The sequence below is a fragment of the Pedobacter sp. GQ55 genome, from assembly GCF_059758925.1.
This window is the reverse complement of the sequence record NZ_JCAXEI010000005.1, coordinates 115,637-139,041: the sequence shown is the minus strand read 5'-3', so window position 1 is coordinate 139,041 and position 23,405 is coordinate 115,637. Positions and strand designations below refer to the sequence as shown.

The window sequence follows — 23,405 nt, the reverse complement described above, 5'->3', positions numbered from 1 at the left end:
TATAAATGAATCGGATAGACAGACTTTTTGGAATACTTGTCCTACTTCAGACAAAAAAATATGTTACAGCCGACAAAATTTCGGATCAATTTGAGATTAGCATCCGTACCGTTTATCGCGACATTAAAGCACTTACTGAACAGGGAATTCCAATTAGTTTCGAGCAGCCAAAAGGGTATTTCATTGTCCAGGGATACTTTCTCCCGCCCGTATCGTTTAATTCTGAAGAAGCGAATGCCTTATTAATTATGGAACGTTTGGTTTCCGGCTTCACCGATCAATCTATTCTTAAGCATTACACCACCGCATTAAATAAGGTAAAAGCGGTACTGCGCAGTAATCAGAAAGAGAAACTGGAACTGCTAAACAACAACATGATAATGCAACTACCAGATTCAATAAAAAATGAATTTGAATACCTTTCGGCCCTGCAAAACGCCATTTCCTCGCAGTGCATTATAGAAATAGCATATACAAATAACAAAGCGCACACTACTAAACGGGAACTGGAGCCAATCGGACTCATATTTTATGCATTTAGCTGGCATTTAATCGCATGGTGCCATCTTCGCTGTGAATATCGTGATTTTAAAGTATCCCGAATTGAGTCCGTAAAAAATTTAGAAATCCCGTTCCGAAAAACCGAGCACATGCAATTAAGTAAGTATATGAAGCTCCTTCCGGTCAATTATTAAAATAAATTTTCTTTCTCAAAAACAGACTGCCATAGGGTTGTCAGTTGCCGTGTTTTACTTTGTTCTACAAAACAAAAAACAAAGTTATGAGCAGAATTAAAATGTATTTAAAGGAACTTGAGCAAGAGGCTTTAACCACACGTAAAATGTTGCAAAGAGTGCCTACTGATAAGTTTGCCTGGCAGCCACATGAAAAAAGCATGACCATTAAGCGATTGGCCACCCACGTTGCTGAGCTCCCAACCTGGATTACCATGGCCATCAAAACCGATGAACTTGACTTCGCCGACAACCCTTATCAACCTGCTGATGTAAATACTACCGAAGAATTATTGGCTTATTTTGAAAGTTCACTGGCCGATGGCAGATCTGAGCTTAAAGCAGAAAATGAAAATCTTTTAGATAAGGACTGGACCTTAAGAAATGGACAGCAGATTTATAGTGTTGAACCAAAAGCAGACGTAATCCGAATGAGTATCAATCAAATTATCCACCACAGGGCTCAGTTAGGCGTGTTTTTAAGACTTCTTGACATCCCAATTCCGGGAAGTTTTGGTCCCAGTGCTGATGAAATGGATTTTTAAAATGATTTGCTTTATTTTAAAATGGGGTCATTTTGTGATCAGAATGACCATGCTTTTCTTTCTAAAATAAGTTGCTTAAAAATATTTTGATAGCATATTTGGTTATAAATTGATTCCTTTGTAAAAAAGAAATCAATTTATAACTTCAATATCCATGTCTGATTCTAGCATCCGATTAAATAAATACATTAGTGAAAGCGGTTTATGCTCTCGTAGAGCGGCCGACAGATATATTGAGCAGGGCAATGTATTTATCAACAGCAAACGGGCTAAGGTTGGCGACAAGGTCATCTTTGGAGACATTGTTACTGTCAACGGACAGACTATTGAGCCTAAAGAAGTCGAGAACTCTGTTCTTATTGCTTACAACAAACCTGTTGGCATTACCAGTACTACTGAGGCTGGCGTAAAAAGCAATATTGTTGACCACGTAAATCATAGTGAAAGGGTATTCCCAATCGGACGTCTGGATAAAGACTCTCAGGGGTTAATCTTCCTTACCAATAACGGCGACCTGGTAAACAAAATACTTAGAGCTGGTAATAATCACGAAAAAGAATATATAGTTACTGTAAATAAACCGATTACGGAATCCTTTTTAACCGGCATGGCCAAAGGTGTACCGGTATTGGGCGTAATGACCAAAAAATGTAAGGTAACTCAGGAGAGTCCTTTTGTATTTAAAATCATACTCATTCAAGGTCTAAACCGACAAATCAGACGCATGTGCGAGCATTTTGGTTTTGAAGTAACAAAGCTGGAACGCGTTAGGATTATGAACATCAGTATAAAAGGCATTCCTGTTGGCGAATGGCGCGAGCTTACTCCGGCTGAACAGACTGAAATATTTAACATGGTTGCAAAATCAAGTTCCGAAAGTGCTGCTCCCAAAAGAGTAAATAAAAAACCTAAAGCCAGGGCAGAAGAGGATTTATCAGAAAATGTAACCCCAAGAAAGTCTTCAGGCAAACCCGGCGGCCCTAAAAAACCTTATAGCAAGGCATCTTCAGGTACGGTAAGCAGAGCCGATCGTCCCGCTGGTGGCAAAGGCAAATCGGCACCAAAATCTGCCGGAGGTTTCAAATCCGCTTCTTCAAGTACTGACTGGAACAAAAACAACGGACCAAGCAAAAGACCTGTAAGGCCAACAAAAGGCAGATCCGGCGCCCCTGCTGCAAAAACCAGAAGTCCCAAACGATAATAGTTGTTGGCATCAAAATTCCCCGCCGCGTTGAAATGAATTATCAATGACGGGGAAAGAATATTTTTTAGGTAGCTTTGCAGCCAAATGCTTACGACAAAGAAAACTGATATACGTTCATTAGACCTGGCGCAGCTGCAACAGCACTTTACCGCCATGAAAGAACCTCCTTATAGAGCCAAACAAGTTTACCAATGGCTTTGGGAAAAATCAGCACGCACGTTTGACCAGATGAGTAATCTCTCAAAAGAGCTTAGAATTAAGCTTGATGAAAATTATGCCATCAACGTAGTTGAGGTTAATAACTCTCAATTCAGTAATGACCATACCATCAAAAATACTTTCAGACTATATGACGGCAACATTGTAGAAGGCGTTTTAATTCCAATGGACGACCGCATGACTGCTTGTGTAAGCTCTCAGGTTGGCTGCAGCTTAACTTGCAAATTCTGTGCAACAGGCTACATGGATCGTAAACGTAACCTCAATGCTGATGAGATTTATGACCAGGTCGTATTAATTGACCAGCAGGCTAAACAAAACTACAATGCCCCGTTAACAAATATCGTATATATGGGTATGGGGGAGCCCCTGCTTAACTATGCCAATGTATTAAAGTCGATAGAGCGGATCACTGCTCCTGACGGCTTAAACATGTCGTACAAACGAATTACAGTATCTACAGCAGGCATCTCTAAAATGATAAAAAAGCTGGGCGATGATGGCGTTAAGTTCAATCTTGCCTTGTCATTACACGCAGCCAATGATAAAAAGCGCAATGAAATTATGCCCATCAATGAGCACAATACCTTAAAAGCGCTCGAAGAAGCATTAAAATACTATTATTCCAAAACCAAAAACGCGGTAACCTACGAATACATTGTATTTAATCACTTCAATGATGAAATTGAAGATGCCATAGAGCTTGCAAAATTCTGTAAACATGTTCCCTGCAAGGTAAACCTGATTGAATACAATCCGATTCAGTTCGCTGATTTTGTCAATGCCGAAGGGGATAAAATCGATGCTTTCTCTAATTATCTGAAAAGCCAGGGCATCACTACAAATATCCGACGCAGCCGTGGTAAAGATATTGATGCGGCCTGCGGGCAGCTTGCAGTAAAACAGCAAAATTAATCACCAGATTCCAACCATTTAAGCCCAAAAAGAGAATAGATTAGCGGATGAACTTCGTTAACAAACGCTTTCAAGGTCTAATCGGATTGCTATTTCCAAATCTATGCGGCGATTGTGGTGTCAGCATTTACCTTGGCGAGTCATTTCTATGCAGTAAATGTTTATATACCATTCGTTATACAGATTACCATCCGCCACTGCCTTTGCAGAATAAATTTATCTTAGTTTGTTAAAGGAATAACTACAGAGGTTAAATATTGATCCCGGCTTTCCCGAGTCCGGTGCTACGCGTATAATTAAAAAAACTCACATCAATTATAACAATTTCAATATAAGGTCGTTTATGTTAATGAGAGCGTTAATTTAGATGGTAAGGGTCGGTATTCTTAATAGAAATACCGGCCCTTTACTTTTTATTTTCAAATAAGTCTTTTATTTTTTGGCAATTAAAAAATAATTCGTTCCTTTGTTATGAGAGCGTTAATTTAAGGGTCGATAATTCCATGCAAATGGGCTATCGGCCCTTTATCTTTTACAAAAAATCCAATTAAATTTTACTACTGAGAGAAGTTTATAGAAATAATATTCTTTATTTCTTCAGGCTTAAATGGCTTCAATATATGTCCATTCATACCACAAGCTTTGAACTTGCTATTTTCATCCTGTAGTGTAGATGCAGTAAGGGCAATTATAGGAATAGTTTTAAAATACTGGTCATCCAGCTCCCTTATAATACTTGTAGTCTCAAACCCATCAATACCGGGCATTTGAATATCCATAAAAATAAGGTCAAAGGTCTTGGTCATCGCCTTCTCAATGGCTTCTTTACCATTTCTGGCAAACTCAAGCTCAAAGCCCCATTTACTAAGTATGCGGTTTGCAATCAGAATATTAATTTCATTATCATCAACAACCAATATCTTTTTTCCAATAAATGAGGCAGGTGGTTCTATTGATTTAACAAGTCTGGTCTTTTGTGTTGCTTTGCCAAATTGAATCTCGAAAGAGAATTCGGTTCCGCTTCCCTCCTTACTTTTTACTGCAATATCTGATTTATATAACTTTAACAGCTTCTTGGTAATGGCCAAACCAAGACCTGTGCCACCGTATTTTCGTGATATATCCGTTTTAGCCTGAGTAAAAGTTTCAAAAATGTACGACTGTTTATCCTCAGGAATTCCAATGCCATTATCCTTTACCACAAAGTGCATTACTACAGCTTCTTCATTTTCACTCACAAGTGAAATCTTTAGTTCTATTGCTCCATAATCTGTGAACTTAATTGCGTTTCCAAGTAAGTTCATCAGGATCTGATACAACCTGGTCTTATCCCCAAGAATATTCACGGGTATCTGATCATCACATTCCAATGTCAGCTTGTTTCCTTTTTGTGCGGAATTAATTTGCAAGGAATTCACAATATCGCTGGCCAGACTTTTTATGTCTAACGGTATCGCTTCCAGTTGCAGATTACCGGTTTCTATTTTTGTAAAATCCAGGATGTCGTTAATAATATGCAAAAGATTTTCCGCAGAAAATTTAAGCACATTCAGATCTTCTATCTGTGATGCTTTAGGATCATTATCTATCAGTAAATGGGTCATTCCAATTACTGCATTTAATGGGGTTCTAATCTCATGGCTCATTACAGACAGGAACATCTCTTTAGCCTCGCTCAGCTGCAAAGCCTGCTCTTTAGCTTCAAGTAGCTCATGCTCTATCTGCTTACGCTGAGTGATATCCGAGATCAGATCAATCTGGCGCTCAAGCGCGCCCTTATCGTTTATAATTGGGGTATTAGAAACCGAAAGCCAGATAGATTGGCTATCCTTGGTTTTGGCTTGTACTTCTATCTGATAAGATTCATTTTTCAGCGACTTTGCCCTGGAGCTTAAGATCAGCTCTTTATGCACTTCATCTTTAGACAGGATATCGCCCAGCTCCTTGCCCTTCAGCTCTGCCAAGGAATAACCGGTTAACCTTTTAAGGGATTGGTTTATCCATGTAGTTTTACCTTCCGCATCGGAGATGTTCACCCCAGTATTGGTTTTGCTTGCGACCAAAGAAAGCACCTGCAGCTCTTCTTCTGCCTTTTTCTTTTCAGTAATGTCTATAATGATCTCAACCTCCATATCAACCTTCCCTTTATCATTCAGCACCACTGTATTGTAAATAGATAGCCAAATTGGTTGGCCATCCTTTCTATAGGAAAGGAGGTCTACTGTAAAAGACCTGTTTTGCTTGATCAGGAGTCTTGCCTTTTTCAATAGCTCCAAATCAGTTTTGGGGCCAATTATCAAGTCACCCAGGCGTTTTCCCTTTAAATCATTAATGGTATATCCAGTGATCTTTTCAAAGGCATCATTCACCCAGGTTACGTGGTTATTCGCATCGCTGATCACTACCGCATTATTGATCTTACTTGCCACAAAAGACAGCTTAACCAATTCACTCTCTACCCGTTTGTTTTCGGTTATGTCCCTTCCATACGTATACCAGCGTCCCTCACGGGCCACCATATTCCAGCTAAGCCAACGCACAGGGCCCTGCTTACTGTTTACCCTAAATTCTACATGGAATTCTTTAATTTTTTTCTTCAGCCCTTCTTCAATAATACCCACCAACCTGTTGATGTCTTCTTTATTGCAAAACTTCCATATACTTAATCCTATAGCTTCGGGAACAGTATAACCAAGTATACTGGTGACGGCATCATTTATAAATAGGATTTTGCCTGAATAATCTAAAATGCAATGAATCTCCGGCGAAACGGTTGATAGATTTAGCAGTTCCTCAAAACGCTTGGTTTTGGCTTCCAGCTCTATCGTCTTTTTCCTTAAAGTAATATGGGTAATGGTTTCATTGGCAAGGGTTACCAAACCATCTTTCTGGTCATCGCTTAAAGATCGGGTTATTACATCAAACACTGCAATAACACCTATTTTAAAACCATTTTCATCCAGAAGGGGCGCACCGGCATAGAAACGAACACCGGGTTTACCGGTAACCATAGGATGATCTTTAAACCTCTTATCGGTTAAAGTATCCGGTATTTCAAGTATCTGGTTTCCTTTAATGGTTTCTGCACTAAAAGATACGTCCTTTGCAACATCAGCATTTCCGATACCGATAAAGGATTTCAAAAAAAGCCGGCTTTCATCAACCAGAATAATAACCGCAATAGGTGCATTACATATTAAAGTTGCAAGCTTGGTAATATTATCGAACTTCTCCTCTGAAGGTGTGTCCAAAATATTATACTCATGCAATGCTTTAATACGCTCACTTTCACTGGCAGATGAATCCCGGCTCTTCAATAACATTTAATTTATAACTCCCTTTCTACTTATATAGGGGGAACTTACTTACCAATTCAATAACCTTTTGTTTTACCTGCTTAAGGTTATTTTCGTCCTCAGCATTGGTAATTACCTGGTCAATCAGATCAACAATAAGGTCCATTTCTTTTTCTTTAAATCCTCTTGTGGTAATAGCAGCAGTTCCCACGCGTATACCCGAGGTAACAAATGGAGACTTGTCATCAAAAGGAACCATATTTTTATTTACTGTAATGTCGGCTTTTTCAAGCGCATTTTCAGCAAGTTTACCTGTGATATTTTTATTCCGTAAATCAATCAGCATCAGATGGTTATCAGTTCCACCAGAAATAATTCCGTAACCTCTTGATACAAACGCTTTTGCCATTGCCTGCGCATTTGCCTGCACTTGTTTAATATAGGCCAAATAATCGTCACTTAAAGCTTCCCCAAAAGCAATTGCTTTTGCGGCAATAATGTGTTCTAATGGACCACCTTGTGTACCCGGGAAAACAGCCATATCTAATACTGACGACATCATTCTGATTTCGCCTTTAGGTGTTTTTAATCCGAATGGGTTTTCAAAATCCTTACCCATCATAATCATACCGCCACGTGGGCCACGTAATGTTTTATGTGTAGTGGTGGTAACGATATGGCAATGCGGAAGCGGGTTGGTTAATAATCCACGGGCAATAAGACCTGCCGGATGAGAAATATCTGCCATTACCAATGCGCCAATTTTATCAGCCACACTACGTACAAAAGCATAATCCCACTCTCTTGAATAAGCGGAAGCACCAACAATAATTAATTTTGGGCGCTCAGCTAAAGCTAATTCTTCAAGCTTAGCATAGTCAATTAAACCATCTTCTTTTTTAACACCGTAAAATAACGGATGATACAATTTTCCTGAAAAGTTAACCGGAGAACCATGAGTTAAGTGACCACCATGAGAAAGATCAAATCCTAAAATTTTATCTCCGGGTTGAATTACAGCAAGCATTACAGCAGCATTCGCCTGTGCACCAGAATGTGGTTGTACATTCACCCATTCCGCACCAAAAAGTTTCTTTGCGCGTTCAATAGCAATAGTTTCCACCTCATCTACCACCTGGCATCCACCATAATATCTTTTGCCCGGAAGGCCTTCAGCATATTTATTTGTTAAACAAGAACCAGCGGCTTCCATTACCTGTTTGCTTACAAAATTTTCTGAAGCTATCAGTTCAAGTCCATTTTCCTGACGGTCCAATTCCCTGTCAATCAAATCAAAAATTAAAGTATCTCTAGTCATTTATCGAAGTATATTTTTGTAAAATTAGCAATTTTCCTTCTTACTTTGATAACAAAATACCTTACTTTGTATTTCTATTGATAAAACCCCTGCATGGAAGATATTAACGGTCCATTACTACCCAACATAAACTATCCTACTGATTTAAAGCAGTATAAGGAACAAGACCTTGAACAAATTTGCAAGGAACTTCGCCAATATATTATAGATGTTGTTAGTGTAAATGGTGGACATTTTGGTGCCAGTCTTGGCGTTGTTGAGCTTACAGTAGCCTTACATTACGCACTAAATACCCCTTATGATAAATTAGTATGGGATGTTGGACATCAGGCTTACGGACACAAAATCCTTACCGGACGCAGGCCTGTTTTTCATACCAACAGGATATTAAACGGCATTAGCGGTTTCCCTAAAATCAGTGAAAGTGAGTACGATACTTTTGGTGTAGGGCACTCTTCTACATCCATCTCAGCAGCTTTAGGAATGGCCGTAGCGTCCCATTATAAGGGAGAAACCGATCGTCAGCATGTTGCAGTGATTGGAGATGGTGCAATGACGGCCGGATTGGCCTTCGAAGGGCTAAATCATGCCGGCATTGAAAATTCAAACCTATTGGTGATTCTGAACGACAATTGCATGTCTATCGATCCTAATGTTGGTGCACTAAAAGAATATTTAACAAACATTACGACCTCAAAATCTTACAACCGCTTCCGCGATGACATTTCTAATGTGCTCATCAAGCTTTCTGAGCTGGGTCCCAATGCACATAAATTTGTTAAGAAAATTGAGAAAAGCATAAAAGGCACACTGCTTAAACAAAGTAATTTGTTCGAAGCACTGAACTTCAGATATTTCGGCCCGGTAGATGGTCACGATGTGGTCCGCCTAACCCAGGTCATTAAAGATTTAAAAGACATCCCCGGCCCTAAGCTTTTACATTGTGTAACTGTAAAAGGCAAGGGCTTTGCCCTGGCAGAGAAAGATCAAACCAAGTGGCATGCACCTGGCCTTTTTGATAAAATTACCGGGGAGATTAAAAAATCTGTTCCTGATAAACCACAACCTCCAAAATACCAGGATGTTTTTGGTCACACTTTGGTTGAGCTCGCAGAAGCCAATAAAAAAATTGTGGGTGTAACCCCTGCTATGCCATCCGGATCTTCAATGAACATCATGATGAAAGCAATGCCTACCCGCGCGTTTGATGTTGGCATTGCCGAACAGCATGCCGTTACTTTTTCCGCAGGATTGGCTACTCAGGGACTTATTCCATTTTGCAATATCTACTCAAGCTTTATGCAAAGGGCTTATGATCAGGTAATTCACGATGTTGCAATACAAAACTTAAACGTAGTATTCTGTCTGGATCGCGCAGGTTTAGCCGGTGCCGATGGCGCCACACACCATGGCGCTTATGATTTGGCCTACATGCGCTCTATCCCTCAAATGACAGTTGCCGCTCCAATGAATGAGGAAGAATTACGTAATTTAATGTATACTGCCCAGCAAGACAACATGGGGCCTTTCTCCATACGTTACCCTAGAGGAAACGGTGTTATTGTCGACTGGAAACGTCCGCTAAAAGCATTAGAAGTAGGAAAAGGCAGAAAAATCTGTGACGGCGAAGACCTCGCCATACTTACCATCGGTCACGTCGGTAATTTTGCAGTAGATGCATGCAAGGAACTGAATAGCGAAGGCATACATCCTGCACATTACGACCTTCGTTTTGCCAAACCTTTAGACCAGGGGATGCTTCATGATGTATTTAAAAGATACAAACACATCATAACAATTGAAGATGGATGTGTGCAAGGTGGCGTAGGAAGTGCAATCCTTGAATTTATGGCCGACAATGCCTACAGTGCTCAGGTAATCCGTTTGGGTATTCCTGATGACTTTATTGAGCACGGCGAGCAGGCTGAGTTATGGGCTTTATGTGGTTATGACACAACAGCAATTATTAATACCGTAAAAAAGATTGCCGTAAGCAGAACTACCAAAACAATGGCCTCTTAATGCCAGACGCCTCAACGTTAAGGCATCAACCATTTGTAAAGCCAGATCCGGAGTTAATGGATCTGGTCATCAATCATCTTTCTTCCTATCACCTCCTTCCCAAAGTGCTCGAAAAGGAAATCAAAGCGTGTTTGTTTGAAGTCCGGGTTAAGAAAAATGAATACCTGCTGAAGCAGGGCGAAACAAGTGAATACTTGTATCTGATCATTAAAGGTCTGGTAGTTGGCTACACCACACTTAAAAATAAAAAACTCACCACTTATATATGTCTGGAAGGTGAATCTGTTTCAGCTATAAATGGAATGTATGGCGATGGCCCCTCCGGCGAAAGTATTTATGCCGTAGAGGATTCCCTTCTGATCGGCTTACCAATACGCAACCTGCTGCAGTGGCTCCAAACTTCTTTTGAGCTGAACATCATCATCAGAAAAATGGTCGAGTCCTTTTACAAATCTGCACACCAAAGGTCTAATCTGGTCAGAATGGGATCGGCCCAGGAGAAATATGAATTCTACCTCAGCACAACAAATCATAATATACAAAGAATCCCCCCTCAATATATTGCCGATCTGCTAGATATAAAGCCCGAAACACCCCATAAGATTTTGAAAAAGGCAAAAGAGCCAAATGAGGCTTCAGTACAAACTTATTTCGAGTTAATTGAAGATTATATGAGGAATCAGGAGGCATTTAAACAGCATGGTTTAACCCTGCCGAAGATGGCCGCCGACCTTAGAATCCCTACTCATCAGCTATCACATGTATTAAATTTCCATTACAAAAAGAGTTTCACTGCTTTTATAAATCGCTATAGAGTGGATTATGTCAGAAACAAATTGCACAACACCTCCGCATGGCAACACCTCACCATAGAGGCGCTAGGAAAAGAAGGTGGATTTTCATCAAGAAGTGCCTTTTTTGCTGAATTTAAGTTACATACCGGCATGACTCCTTCTGAATATGCCAGGTCCGGACAAAATTAAGTCCCGCATTATAAATCAGGACTTAATTCTCTTTCCTTTTCTTGCCAGCAGATAACCTATTGATTACATTTGTTAATAATAAATAAATTTATTTATATCTAATATTTAAGCTCAGCGATAATTTTATTGCTTCCAAGAAATGAAAACCTCAGAAATGACCTGGTTAAATGCCAACAAAACCTACAAAAAATGCCCCTATTGCAAACAAGGAGACTTAGATTCGAGAGTTAAAAGAGGCACTTTAGTTAAATCACTCTTATTCTGGCTCGACCTGAAAAGATACGCATGCGGATCATGCGGCCGTAAGGTTTACATGGTTGGTAAAAACGAAAAATAATACCGCCTATTTGTGGGTGTAAATCTGCGATTTAAATGATTCCTCTACATCATTCGGTTGTACCAATCCTATCGCCATAACCGTGTAGTACTGCCGTGCTTCCAGAACAGTGCTGGTTAAAGTATTCATAACTGTTCCTTCAGCAGCATTCTTGGTATCAAAAGAATAAGTTCCCGGGGTAATTTCTGTAAAACCGCTAACCTGTTTATAAGATTTATCAGTAATCAGATGCTCATGACGCCTGTAAATCCAAGTAATAGTAAAATTCATATGTTAACAAATGTTAATTGAGATTAACGGGCTAAATTCATAGGTTAAGACGCTATTTTCTGCGATAATTAACCTTACACCGCTTCCCTTATTCGTACCTCAACGCTTCTATAGGATCTAATTTTGATGCCTTTAGTGCCGGATAATAGCCAAAGAAAATTCCTGTTATTGCGCAAACCAAAAAGGATATTACAATAGAGAATTCAGAAATTACCGTCGGCCAGTTCAATGAAGCCGGAACAATCAGGGCTGCCGAAATTCCCAATATCACGCCAATTACCCCGCCGGTTACACTAATCACAATAGCCTCTATCAGGAATTGTAACAAGATATCTATGCCCCTTGCCCCTATCGACATCCTCAAACCTATTTCACGGGTTCGCTCTGTAACCGAAACATACATGATGTTCATAATTCCTATTCCTCCAATTACCAGCGAGATACTTGCCACTGCAGTTAACAGCGCAGTCATCATACTGCTTGTAGAATTCATCATCGTCATTAATTCTGCCTGGGTTCTTACCTGGAAGTCATTGTCCTCAGCATCTCTTAACCGATGTGTTTCTCTAAGTGTGCTGGTTATTTCTGCAACGGCAGCGTCCGAAGCGGCTTCACTGGTTGCTGATGCATAGATCTGTCCAAAATAAATGGACGATAAAATCCTTTTCTGAACCGTTGTGTACGGGGCAATAATGATATCATCCTGATCCTGACCAAAGTTACTTGTACCTTTTGGGGTGAGCACTCCTATTACCTGAAATGGGATTTTACCAAACCTGATGATCTTGCCAATCGGGTCTTCTCCGTTAGGGAACAGGTTATCAACAACTGTTTTACCTAGCAAGCATACCTTGGCCGAGGACCTGACGTCTTGCTCTGAAAATATGATCCCTTCTTTAACTGATAGCTTTCTGATATCCAGGTATTCCGGGCTCACCCCCTGAATAGAAGTAGGCCAGTTGGCTGCGCCGTTAATAGATTGTCCGCTCGAGGATGCCAGCGGAGAAATCTCTGCAATATTAACTGCATTGTTTTTCAGGGCATCTACATCTTTAATGGTAAGTGTTTTAAGACTGCTGCCCATCATCCTCGCGCCACCAGGTTCATTGCTATAGGGCATAATGGTAATCATATTCGAACCCATGCTGGCAAGCGAAGCATTAATACTCTGCTTTGAGCCTTCTCCAATAGACATCATGGTAATTACTGATGCAACGCCTATAATAATGCCGAGCATCGTCAACAGTGCACGTAGTTTATTACGTTGCAGGGCTTTAATGGCCAGTCTGATGAGATTAATAAATTTCATAAATTCCTCCTTAGTAATCGTCTGTCGCAGGCAGGGAAGCCAATGCTTCTTTAGCCGAACGAATGTGTTTATTCATCGAATCTTTTTGAACCTTTCCGTCCCTTAGCATAACTGTTCTGGTGCTAAATGCGGCAATATCCGGCTCATGGGTAACGAACACAATGGTTTTCCCGTTTTGATTCAGCTCCTGCATAAGCGACATGATCTCGTAAGATGTCCGCGTATCCAGGTTTCCTGTAGCCTCATCTGCGAGGATCATAACAGGCTCATTCACCAATGCCCTGGCAATAGCAACACGTTGCTGCTGTCCGCCCGACAACTGGTTTGGCATATGATCAAAGCGTCCATCAAGCTTTACGGCCTGTAGGGCTGCAATAGCACGCTCTGTCCGCTCTTTCGTGCCAATAGTGGGGTTGTACAATAGTGGGAGCTCCACATTTTCAAGCGCAGAGGTCCGTGGCAATAAGTTATACGACTGGAAAACAAAGCCTATCTTATGGTTCCTTAATTTTGCAAGTTCGTCTCTGGTCAGCTCTTTTACGTTTACATTATCGAGCATATAAGTACCCTCTGTAGGTTTGTCCAGACAGCCCAGCATATTCAACAAGGTCGTTTTACCAGACCCGCTGCTCCCCATTATGGTTAAAAACTCGCCCGAATCCACATCAAATGAAACTCCCTTTAAGGCCCTCACTGTTTCGGTACCCATTTTAAACTCACGCTTTACATTTTCTATTTGAAGAATCTTGTGGCTCATCGTCTGTTTCCTCCTGGTCTTTTTGGCATAAATGGACTTGAGGCTGCCGCTGCTGCCGGAGCTCCTGCCGAGCCGCCATCCACTGCGCTGATCACTACATCATTTTCATTCAACCCTTCAAGTACCTCTACATGTGTATTGTCATTCAGTCCGGTTTTTATTCTTTTCTGGATAAGCTTTTTGCCTTGCAATACCCACACAAAAGAAGGCTCCATCTTTTCCGTTTCTCCAACTGGTGCTTTCAGTTGCTTAGTCGCACTGGTATCCTTTCTCATCCTGCCTTTACCACCTTTTCTCCCCATTCCTCTTCCTGGCAGCGGCACAATTTCATATTCTTTAAGTAAACTCGAATCCGGATTAAATTTTAAGGCCTGGGCCGAAACCAGCAAAGCATTATTTACTTCTTTGGTGTAAATTATAATATTCGCAGTCATGCCGGGTTTTAATTTCTTATCATCATTTGGCGCATCAATCAGTGTGGCATAGGTAACTACGTTTGCTGATATGGATGGTTGTAACCTAATATCCTTTACCGTTCCGTTAAAAGTATCGTCTATAAAAGCATCCACGGTGAAAGTCGATCGCTGACCTTTAACTACATTACCTATATCTGCCTCATCCACTTTTGCCTGAACCTGCATTTTCGTAATGTCTTTGGCAATGGTAAAAATTGTCGGTGTATTAAAGCTTGCCGCAACAGTTTGTCCTATGCTAACACTTCGCCCTAATACCACCCCGTCTATTGGAGAATAGATCTGGGTAAAGGAAAGGTTCCTTTCTGCCGATCTCAGCTGTGCCTTTGCGTTACTTACATTAGCGGTTGCCACCTGTAAGGTATTTAAAGCCTGGTCGTATTCTGCCTTGCTGATAGATCCCGTTTCAAACAATTGTTTCTGGCGACTAAAGTTTGCCTGCTGATAGGTCTGGTTACTTTGAGATTGTGCCAAACTGGCCTTTGCCTGATCAACCGTGGCCTGTATCAGCGTCTTATCCAATTCTGCAAGCAACTGTCCTTTCTTAACAGTAGAGTTAAAATCGGCATACAATGCAGAAATGGTTCCCGATACCTGCGTACCTACGGTAACTGTATCCACCGGCTGTACTGTTCCTGTAGCAGTTACACTTGTTGAAATTGAACCCCTCAAAGGCTGCTCTTTGGTCAGCACGACGGGCTGCTGCTTAGCCCTTAAAAAGAAGTACCATACTAAACCAAGTACAACTATAATGGAGATAATGATTAGAATAATTTTTCTGGACTTCATGACTTATAATTTAATGGGTGTTCCTAAGTAAAACTCATAGATTCTTGCAGCCAGGGCTGCATTATATTTTGCTTGTATGTACGATTGCATTGCCTGTACATATAAATTCCTTTGCTGGTAGAAGTCTACAATATTTGCAACCCCAATCTTTAATTCCTGGTTGGCAATACGGTATACTTCCTGGTTAAACTTCAACTGCTCCGCCGCTGATGCAAACTGCCCTTGAGAATTCTGCGCATTGATGTATGCTTTCTCTGTATTCAAAGCCAGCGTGGTCTTCGTATTTTCCAGGGTTAGCTTAGATTGTGCGATGTCAATCTTTGCTTTGGCAACATTGGTTTTATTTTGCCTTTTGGTAAAAATTGGGATAGACAAGGTTAAGCCCGCCTGCTGATAAAAGTTATTATCAAACTGTCTAAAAGCATTGTAGTTTGGGTCTTTCGCATAACTTGTACCCATCCCTGCACCCAGCGTTAACGATGGCAGGTAACCTGCTTTCGCTTTGGTAAGCCCAAGGTCCGAAATCTGTACACCCAGTTCTGCATTCTTTATTTCCGGACGGTTTTGCAAAGCATATTGCTTTACGGTGCTCAGATCGGTGATGCCTGCTGTCGAAATTACCGTATCTGGTTTCACTACATCAAAATCTTCAGCATCCGGTAACTGCAACAACTGTTTAAGGGATATTTTATCCTGGCGCTGGGCATTCTGGGAAGTGGTCAGATTGTATTGATCCGAAGCAAGCTGTGCCTCAAACTGTGCCACCACTTTACGGGCCACCGATCCCGCAGCAAACTGGCGTTTTGCCTGTTCAAGCTGAGCCTGGGATGTTTTTACCAGGTCCTGGTTGTAAATGATACTCTCCTTATCCACAAGGATATTAAGGTAAGCCTGCGTAATCTGTAAGGTAATGTCGTTTTCATTTTCCAGAATGCTGAAGTTTGCCGACTGGACTGACAAATCCTTTTGCTTTATATCAGTTTTAAGGTAGCCTCCTTTATATAGCGTCCAGGAAGAACTCAAGCCATATGACCCTGAATAATTAAGCCCGCCATTACTCCCGTTGGTAGCCATGTTATAATGATTAAAGGATTGCGAAGCCGAGCCATAAAGATCAGGCAGCAATGCCGATTTTGCCAGCAGCTTATCCTGCTCGGCGCTTTGCTTATCCAGCTGCAAGCTCTTAAGCTGAATGTTATTTGTCTTTGCGTACTGCAGGCATGCTTCCAGATCCCAGACCGGTGGCAAAACTTTTAATGCGGTATCCTGGCTAAAGCCCCGAAGGCTAAAGCAGGTGATGCATAAAAGCAGCAGAATTTTCATTGTTAATTTTGACATATCTCTATATAAAAAACTATATTAACTGATCAAATCAACAGCTATTTAGCATCTAAAAAAAACGCGATAGACCGGCATACCAAACACATCGACCGAGGGTTGTTATGAATCGACGGAAACATTTGCACTTATCTGGATAGGTTCCCTACCTTGTACACACTTAATAATCATTAAATTTTAAACCAATGGTTTCCCTAAAAAGCCGTTCCTACCTTAGCATATTACTCCATGTATTTTCATGGATGCTATTTGCTTTTGTGCTTCTTTTTCACCAGCCTTTATCATGGAATATTACATTACCTCCTGAGTTCTGGGTTAAGCAGGGCTGTATCCTGGTGATGTTGATCACTGTATTTTATGTAAACAGCAAAATCCTTGTCCCTGGGCTGCTGCTAAGAAACAAAACACTCACCTTTGTATTGGTTATTCTGGCCATAGCCATTTTAGCCGGTCCCCTGGTAAAGATCATAGACAACGCACTGGACTTACCGGAGCTGATGTCAAAGGCATTTAGTGAATTAGGAATACCCCGGCCGCCAAAAAGATCAAATAGAATTGATGTTTTCCAGATCATGATGACCTTGTTTATGGTGGGTATCAGCACCAGCGTTACCTTAATTCAGAAATGGCAGGCAGACAAACAAAGCAGAGAGGCCCTGGAGAAAGAAAAGATAGGTTCAGAACTGTCCTTTCTAAAAGCACAGATCAATCCTCACTTCTTTTTTAACACCTTAAACAACATTTATGCGTTAACCCATGTAGATGTCGACAAGTCCAGGAAAGCCTTACACAAGTTGTCGCGGATGATGCGCTACCTGCTTTATGAAACCCAATCGGGTATAACCCCGCTCAGCAAAGAAGTTTCCTTTATTGTCGATTACATTGAACTCATGAAACTGCGTTTAAACGATACCACTACCGTGGTTTTCCAGGAGCCGACCCTGAAATCGGATCCGCAGATCGCACCAATGCTATTCCTTCCATATATTGAAAATGCCTTTAAATACGGAGTCAGTACCACCGAACCTTCTACCATATCTATATCGCTCGAATTACAGGATAAAGAACTAACAATGGTCGTAAAAAACTCCATTTTTAAAAACAATTCGATAACAGCCGATGACTATGGTGGAATTGGCTTAAGCAACACCAAAAGAAGGCTTGAATTGTTATATCCCGGAAAGCACACCTTTAGTGCCCATACCACAGCAGATACCAAAGCATTTATTGTTAACTTAAACCTAACCCTCGATGATACTGAATTGCATAGCAGTTGATGATGAGCCACTAGCGCTAGGTCTGATCTGTAGTTTTATTGAGCAAACGCCTTTCTTAAAATTGGCGGGAAGCTTTTCCAGCGGTATAAAGGCTTTAGAGGCTTTGCACGATCAGCATATAGACCTTATTTTTCTGGACATACAAATGCCCGATCTAACCGGCATCCAGCTGGCAAGAACACTGGAAAACAAACCGGGAAACGCAAAACCAAGGGTAATCTTTACCACCGCATTTAACAATTATGCCATAGAAGGATATAAGGTGGATGCGCTTGACTACCTTTTAAAGCCTTATGATTATGAGGAGTTCTTAAAAGCAGCAGGCAAGGCCAAAACATATTCCGAGATGTTAACTGCCAGGCAACCTGCCGCCGATAATGAGGAATACATTTTTCTAAAAGTCGAATATCAGCTGGTTCGGGTGGCCATAAAGGACATCGTTTACATCGAAGGGTTAAAAGACTATGCAAAGATCCATCTGGTCGAACAGGCCAAACCCTTGCTATCGCTGATTACCCTGAAATCGCTGGAGGATAAACTCCCAACCCGCCTTTTCATGAGGGTACACCGCTCATTTATCATCTCTTTGGATAAAATTGATGCAGTCACCAAAAATACTGTACAGATCGGGGGCATCAATATCACCATCGGAGAACAGTACAAAGAGGCGATGAAGCAATTCCTAAGCAACTGGCTGTGAACGGCCACCCAGGGCACCACCATACACATATACGTACATGTTATTGCTGATCATTACATTTTTTCGAATGAACTTGTGATGAACTCAACATTTTGCCTAATGAACAAGGGTAATTCACACCGATTTGTTGAGACAATGTATGCTCAGGAATTTCGCCATTTTTTCAGCAAATGCAAAAACTTAGGCGTGAGGATTCTGTCCAAAAGCTACATAAGACTTGAAGACCAGGAACAGAAACAACATAATAATTAAATGTAGTTTTATAACCCGATCTTATTCTTTGTCTTGATCTCTTTACTAAGCCTGTTTACCTCTTCTATCAGCAAAGGAATCGCCGGATAAACCATATTATGTCCATACCCCTGCAACTCATGCAACACTGAGGTCTTGTTTCCTGCTAATTTCATCATCCTTGCCAGATAGGCATTTTCTTCGTAGCGCCCCAGCATTTCCATTTCTCTGTCGCCGGTAAGCAATAACATTGGTGGTGCAGTTGGACGAACGTGATATAACGGGGCATATTCATCAATTATAGGCTGAACATCTTTTATCTTGCGCTCCTGTCTTACCGTAAAGTGGGTAATGGCCTGTCCACTAAAAGGGATCAACCCTGCTATGGAGTCGGCATCTACGTTGTACGCGGCAAGGTATTTTTTATCTAAGGTCAGCATCATACCAAGGTAAGCTCCCGCCGAATGACCCGAAACAAAAATCAACTTATTATTTCCTCCGTAATTCGTAATGTTATTAAAAGTCCATGCTACAGATGCGGTTGCATCTTCAATGATATCTTTAACAGGTACTTTAGGCGACAGTCTGTAACCCACTGCAATTACGATAAAGCCCTTTTCAAGCAATTCCCTTGGTATTTCTTTGTTGCCTCCGGTCAGGCCACCGCCGTGAAACCAGACTATCGTTGAGCTACTGGTTTTATTTTTAGGGTAATATACATCCAGCTTACACCTTTGATCACGATAGGCATCGCCTTTGGTTGATGCCGGGTAATAGCTGATGTCTTTCTTTGTTTCGTAAGTCGTCTCCTGGGCAAAACCATGGGTATACAACAAAACACCGAACAGAAATAAAATTATTTTTCTCATAATAAGTGTGAGTTAATAATTTTTAACGATAATTCATAAAAACTTTTGTATCAAATTTGATCGATTTGCTAAAACGCTTTATTTTAACTTAATTTAGGTTTAGCAAATAAAAGAAGAGGCGCCCTTTTTGCCATTAACCAAATGAAACATTCCAGACTTTTTTTCCTTCTTATACTCGCAGTTGCCCTTTCGGCCTATAAAAATCCTGACAAAAAACTGCCGGCCGACTATGTTAATCCTTTTATTGGTGCAAGTACCAGTGCCGATGCTGCAGGCACCTATCATGGCCTGGGTAAAACCTTCCCGGGAGCTACCACTCCATACGGAATGGTTCAGGTAAGCCCCAACACCATTACCGGTGGCGATAACGGTTCGGGCTACAGTAACGAGCATACTTCCATTGAGGGCTTTGCATTTACGCAAATGAGTGGCATAGGCTGGTACGGAGATCTGGGAAACTTCCTGGTAATGCCAACCATCGGAAAACTTCAAACCAGCGCAGGCAAACCAGGTGACCCCAAATCCGGTTACCGTTCCAGTTACGATAAGCAGTCTGAACAGGCCTCTGCAGGCTATTATTCGGTAATACTCACAGAAAACCACATCAAAGCAGAGGCAACCGCAGCCAAACGGAGTGGAATGCTGCGCTTTACTTTTCCCGCGAGCAAACAATCCCGCATACAAATTGACCTGGCCCGAAGGGTTGGGGGAACCTCTACCATTCAATACATCAAAGTTGTCAATAAAAACACCATCCAGGGATGGATGAAATGCACTCCTGATGGAGGCGGATGGGGAAATGGCGATGGAAAGGCTGACTACACCGTTTATTTTTACGCAGAATTCAGTAAGCCGCTAACCCAATATGGCATATGGTCAGCCGATATTCCTGACGACTGGAAAAGAAAGCTTGAGGATGTTACCAGCGACAAATACCAGCAAAGGGTAGCCCAGGCCGCTATTTTAAACAACATAAACGAAAAAGAAGGAAAGCACTTAGGTTTTTTCACTGAATTCCAGACCAGTGAAAACGAACAGGTCATCATGAAAAGCGGCATCTCCTTCGTAAGCATGGAGGGTGCAAAGCTGAACCTCCATACCGATATCCAGGGCTGGGATTTCGATAAAGTAAAAGCCAATGCCAACAAACTATGGAACCAGTCGCTATCAAAAATAAAAGTCGAAGGTGGCACTGAAGAAGAAAAAACAGTGTTTTACACTGCCCTGTATCACACCCAGATTGATCCCCGCACCTTTCAGGATGCAGACGGGCAATATTACGGTGGCGATCATAAGGCACATAAAGCAGATGGCTTTACGAAAAGAACCATCTTCAGCGGATGGGATGTATTCAGAAGTCAGATGCCCTTACAAACTGTAATTAACCCCTCGGTTGTAACCGATATGATCAATTCATTGGTTACCCTGGCCGATGAGAAACAGGAAAACTACCTGGAGCGCTGGGAATTTCTCAATGCTTACAGTGGCTGTATGATTGGCAACCCCGCTGTATCGGTCATTGCTGATGCTTACGCCAAAGGCTTAAGAAATTTCAATGTCCCGAAAGCATACGAGCTCTGCGTAAACAGCGTAGAGAAATATGGCAATGGGGAACTGGGATACGCCTATGAACCTTTCGGCATCTCAAATACCCTGGAATATGCCTATTTTGAATGGTGTGTTTCTAAAATGGCCGAAGCTTTGAAAAAGCCAGGTGATCAGCAAAAGTATTTTAAGCGGTCGCAATCTTACAAAAACATATTTGATCCCGAAAAAGGATGGTTCAGACCTAAAGATAAAGATAGTAAATGGCAACCCTGGCCGCAGGAAGGCCGACTGAAACAATGGTACGGATCAGTAGAAGCCAATCCATACCAGCAAGGCTGGTTTGTACCTCAGGATATAGAGGGAATGACCGCTTTAATGGGTGGCAAGGAAAAAGTATTGGCAGACCTGACCAATTTCTTTGAGAGAGTTCCTCAAAACATGATGTGGAACGATTATTACAACCATGCCAATGAACCGGTACATCATGTGCCTTTTCTGTTTAACCGCGTTGGCGCGCCCTGGCTTACTCAAAAGTGGACCAGGGCAATCTGTAGTCGTGCCTATCACAACGCTGTGGAAGGCTTGGTTGGGAATGAAGACGTAGGACAGATGTCGGCCTGGTACGTATTGGCCGCCAGCGGCTTCCACCCCGTTACCCCCGGAAGCACCAGATATGAGCTTACCAGCCCGGTTTTCAGCAAAACCCAGATCAGGCTTGATCCGAACTTTTATAAAGGCGGAAGCTTCACAATTGAGGCTAAGAACAACAGTGCACAAAACATCTACATCCAAAGCGCTAAGCTTAACGGCAAGCCCTATAATAAGGCCTATTTAGACCATCAGGACATCACCCGCGGAGGTAAACTGGAACTGGTCATGGGCGCACAACCAAACAAACAATTCGGAATAGAATAATATGAAAAAGTTTTTCCCATATGCCTTAATCGGCTTCCTTTTGCTGCTACCTGCAGAAAAGACCAAGGCACAAACAGCTGTCGAAAAACTGCCCGAATGGGCTTTAGGTCCTTTTTTAAGACCTGCTGGTGTAAACCCAATCATCTCACCAAACACCAGTACAACCTTTCTTGATCCGCTCTCAGGTAAATATGTCGACTGGGAATCTAACGATACTTTTAACCCTGGTGCTACTGTAAAAGGAAAAGAGATTGTGGTGCTTTACAGAGCCGAAGACAAGTCAGGTGTTGGAATTGGCCACAGAACATCCAGACTTGGATATGCCTATAGCACAGACGGACTAACCTTTAAAAGAAAAGCTGAACCTGTGTTTTATCCCGGCAACGATAGCCAAAAAGAACTTGAAAATCCGGGAGGATGTGAAGACCCAAGAATAGCGGTAACCAGCGATGGCACTTATGTCATGTTTTACACGCAGTGGAACAAAAAAGTTGCCCGCCTGGGTGTTGCCACTTCCAAAGACCTCATTAAATGGACCAAACACGGGCCAGCATTTGCAAAGGCCTACAATGGTAAATTTTACAATATGTTCACCAAATCTGCCTCCATCGTTACCCAACTGGTAAATGGAAAGCAGGTCATCGCAAAAGTGAATGGAAAATACCTGATGTACTGGGGCGAAAAGTTTCTGAATGCTGCAACCTCTGACGATCTTGTAAACTGGGCACCTGCACTGGATGCAGAAGGAAAAATCAAGGAACTGATCAAACCAAGAAGAAATTATTTCGACAGCGACCTTACAGAAGCAGGACCTCCTGCCCTGTTAACTGACAAAGGAATACTGGTATTGTACAATGGAAAAAATGCATCTGGCGACAAAGCAGATAAAAATTATACGGCCAATACCTACGCGGCCGGACAGGTACTTTTTGATGCTAAAAATCCAGAAAAAGTAATCGGCCGGCTAGACAAGCCATTCTTTGTCCCTACAGAATCTTTTGAAAAAAGCGGGCAATATCCGGCAGGAACTGTATTTGTAGAGGGGCTTATTTTCCATCAGCAAAAATGGTTTTTATACTATGGATGTGCCGATTCGAGGGTTGCAGTTGCCGTATATGAACCTGCAAAAAGGTAAGCTGCGATCACTGGCGCGCCTGGGACTTCCTGGGCTCGTGCTTGTTTCCAGAAGTCTGATTTAATCTCTATTTGTATAATGAGAGCGTTCAGATAAAGCAACTTATCCGCAGCCAAATTAACATGATTTACATGAGTTTTGGCTGCAGATACTTTTTTATCCGCAGCCAAAACCATATATTTGAAATACATTTTGGCTGCAGATAATTTGTTTTAATCATT

General features: G+C 41.6%; 19 protein-coding genes. 11 read left to right on the top strand and 8 right to left on the bottom strand.

Annotation, left to right across the window (positions count from 1 at the left end; translation table 11 throughout):
- Positions 1 to 5 precede the first annotated feature (5 nt).
- From AC6CH7_RS15105 to rlmN, 4 genes are all read left to right on the top strand, one after another.
- Complete coding sequence (locus tag AC6CH7_RS15105) at positions 6 to 695, top strand: helix-turn-helix transcriptional regulator (RefSeq protein ID WP_498263554.1); 690 nt, start codon at positions 6 to 8, stop codon at positions 693 to 695.
- An 86-nt stretch (positions 696 to 781) separates the two neighbouring features.
- Complete coding sequence (locus tag AC6CH7_RS15100; protein WP_498263553.1) at positions 782 to 1,279, top strand: DinB family protein; 498 nt, start codon at positions 782 to 784, stop codon at positions 1,277 to 1,279.
- Positions 1,280 to 1,433: 154 nt separating this feature from the next.
- A complete protein-coding gene (gene rluF / locus AC6CH7_RS15095) occupies positions 1,434 to 2,480 on the top strand; it encodes a 23S rRNA pseudouridine(2604) synthase RluF (RefSeq protein WP_498263552.1) in 1,047 nt (348 codons plus the stop codon).
- An 87-nt stretch (positions 2,481 to 2,567) separates the two neighbouring features.
- Complete coding sequence (rlmN, locus tag AC6CH7_RS15090; protein WP_498263551.1) at positions 2,568 to 3,617, top strand: dual-specificity RNA methyltransferase RlmN; 1,050 nt, start codon at positions 2,568 to 2,570, stop codon at positions 3,615 to 3,617.
- A 557-nt stretch (positions 3,618 to 4,174) separates the two neighbouring features.
- Here rlmN and AC6CH7_RS15085 read toward each other — a convergent pair.
- Positions 4,175 to 6,940: a PAS domain S-box protein gene (locus tag AC6CH7_RS15085; RefSeq protein ID WP_498263550.1), complete on the bottom strand. Its 2,766-nt coding sequence runs from the start codon at positions 6,938 to 6,940 to the stop codon at positions 4,175 to 4,177.
- Between the two features lie 19 nt (positions 6,941 to 6,959).
- Positions 6,960 to 8,231, bottom strand: a complete 1,272-nt coding sequence (gene glyA / locus AC6CH7_RS15080) for a serine hydroxymethyltransferase (protein ID WP_498263549.1) — start codon at positions 8,229 to 8,231, stop codon at positions 6,960 to 6,962.
- Positions 8,232 to 8,324: 93 nt separating this feature from the next.
- Here glyA and dxs point away from each other — a divergent pair, with 93 nt between their 5' ends.
- The 3 genes from dxs to AC6CH7_RS15065 all read left to right on the top strand — a co-directional run bounded on the left by dxs (position 8,325) and on the right by AC6CH7_RS15065 (position 11,573).
- On the top strand, positions 8,325 to 10,253 hold the full coding sequence (gene dxs, locus AC6CH7_RS15075) for a 1-deoxy-D-xylulose-5-phosphate synthase (RefSeq protein WP_498263548.1): 1,929 nt from the start codon (positions 8,325 to 8,327) through the stop codon (positions 10,251 to 10,253).
- Entirely contained in the window at positions 10,253 to 11,236 is a 984-nt protein-coding gene (locus tag AC6CH7_RS15070) for a helix-turn-helix domain-containing protein (protein WP_498263547.1), read from the top strand. Before dxs ends, AC6CH7_RS15070 begins: the two co-directional genes overlap by 1 nt.
- Before the next feature lie 139 nt (positions 11,237 to 11,375).
- The gene (locus AC6CH7_RS15065; protein ID WP_498263546.1) at positions 11,376 to 11,573 is read left to right on the top strand and encodes a hypothetical protein; all 198 of its coding nucleotides are present in this window, start codon (positions 11,376 to 11,378) and stop codon (positions 11,571 to 11,573) included.
- A gap of 6 nt (positions 11,574 to 11,579) precedes the next feature.
- On the opposite strand, the gene AC6CH7_RS15060 is transcribed toward AC6CH7_RS15065, so the two are convergent.
- From AC6CH7_RS15060 to AC6CH7_RS15040, 5 genes are all read right to left on the bottom strand, one after another.
- Positions 11,580 to 11,843 (bottom strand): hypothetical protein, encoded by a 264-nt coding sequence (locus tag AC6CH7_RS15060; protein WP_498263545.1) that lies wholly within the window; start codon positions 11,841 to 11,843, stop codon positions 11,580 to 11,582.
- An 88-nt stretch (positions 11,844 to 11,931) separates the two neighbouring features.
- Positions 11,932 to 13,152 (bottom strand): ABC transporter permease, encoded by a 1,221-nt coding sequence (locus tag AC6CH7_RS15055; RefSeq protein WP_498263544.1) that lies wholly within the window; start codon positions 13,150 to 13,152, stop codon positions 11,932 to 11,934.
- Positions 13,153 to 13,162: 10 nt separating this feature from the next.
- Positions 13,163 to 13,909: an ABC transporter ATP-binding protein gene (locus tag AC6CH7_RS15050; RefSeq protein WP_498263543.1), complete on the bottom strand. Its 747-nt coding sequence runs from the start codon at positions 13,907 to 13,909 to the stop codon at positions 13,163 to 13,165.
- On the bottom strand, positions 13,906 to 15,171 hold the full coding sequence (locus AC6CH7_RS15045) for an efflux RND transporter periplasmic adaptor subunit (protein ID WP_498263542.1): 1,266 nt from the start codon (positions 15,169 to 15,171) through the stop codon (positions 13,906 to 13,908). The genes AC6CH7_RS15050 and AC6CH7_RS15045 overlap by 4 nt, the downstream gene beginning before the upstream one ends.
- Positions 15,172 to 15,174: 3 nt before the next feature.
- Positions 15,175 to 16,509, bottom strand: a complete 1,335-nt coding sequence (locus AC6CH7_RS15040) for a TolC family protein (RefSeq protein WP_498263541.1) — start codon at positions 16,507 to 16,509, stop codon at positions 15,175 to 15,177.
- Positions 16,510 to 16,694: 185 nt separating this feature from the next.
- Here AC6CH7_RS15040 and AC6CH7_RS15035 point away from each other — a divergent pair, with 185 nt between their 5' ends.
- A complete protein-coding gene (locus AC6CH7_RS15035) occupies positions 16,695 to 17,786 on the top strand; it encodes a sensor histidine kinase (RefSeq protein WP_498263540.1) in 1,092 nt (363 codons plus the stop codon).
- Entirely contained in the window at positions 17,761 to 18,486 is a 726-nt protein-coding gene (locus tag AC6CH7_RS15030) for a LytR/AlgR family response regulator transcription factor (protein WP_498263539.1), read from the top strand. The genes AC6CH7_RS15035 and AC6CH7_RS15030 overlap by 26 nt, the downstream gene beginning before the upstream one ends.
- Before the next feature lie 260 nt (positions 18,487 to 18,746).
- Here the strand turns inward: AC6CH7_RS15030 and AC6CH7_RS15025 are convergent, their stop codons facing one another.
- Positions 18,747 to 19,586 carry an alpha/beta hydrolase gene (locus AC6CH7_RS15025; RefSeq protein ID WP_498263538.1) on the bottom strand — a complete coding sequence of 280 codons (840 nt, stop codon included), beginning with the start codon at positions 19,584 to 19,586 and terminating at the stop codon, positions 18,747 to 18,749.
- Positions 19,587 to 19,727: 141 nt separating this feature from the next.
- On the opposite strand from AC6CH7_RS15025, the gene AC6CH7_RS15020 reads away from it, so the two are divergent.
- Together AC6CH7_RS15020 and AC6CH7_RS15015 are read left to right on the top strand one after the other, a co-directional pair.
- Positions 19,728 to 22,049: a GH92 family glycosyl hydrolase gene (locus tag AC6CH7_RS15020; protein ID WP_498263537.1), complete on the top strand. Its 2,322-nt coding sequence runs from the start codon at positions 19,728 to 19,730 to the stop codon at positions 22,047 to 22,049.
- 1 nt (position 22,050) lies between these two features.
- Positions 22,051 to 23,184, top strand: coding sequence for a beta-1,2-mannosidase (locus tag AC6CH7_RS15015; protein WP_498263536.1), 1,134 nt, complete (start codon positions 22,051 to 22,053; stop codon positions 23,182 to 23,184).
- Positions 23,185 to 23,405 lie beyond the last annotated feature (221 nt).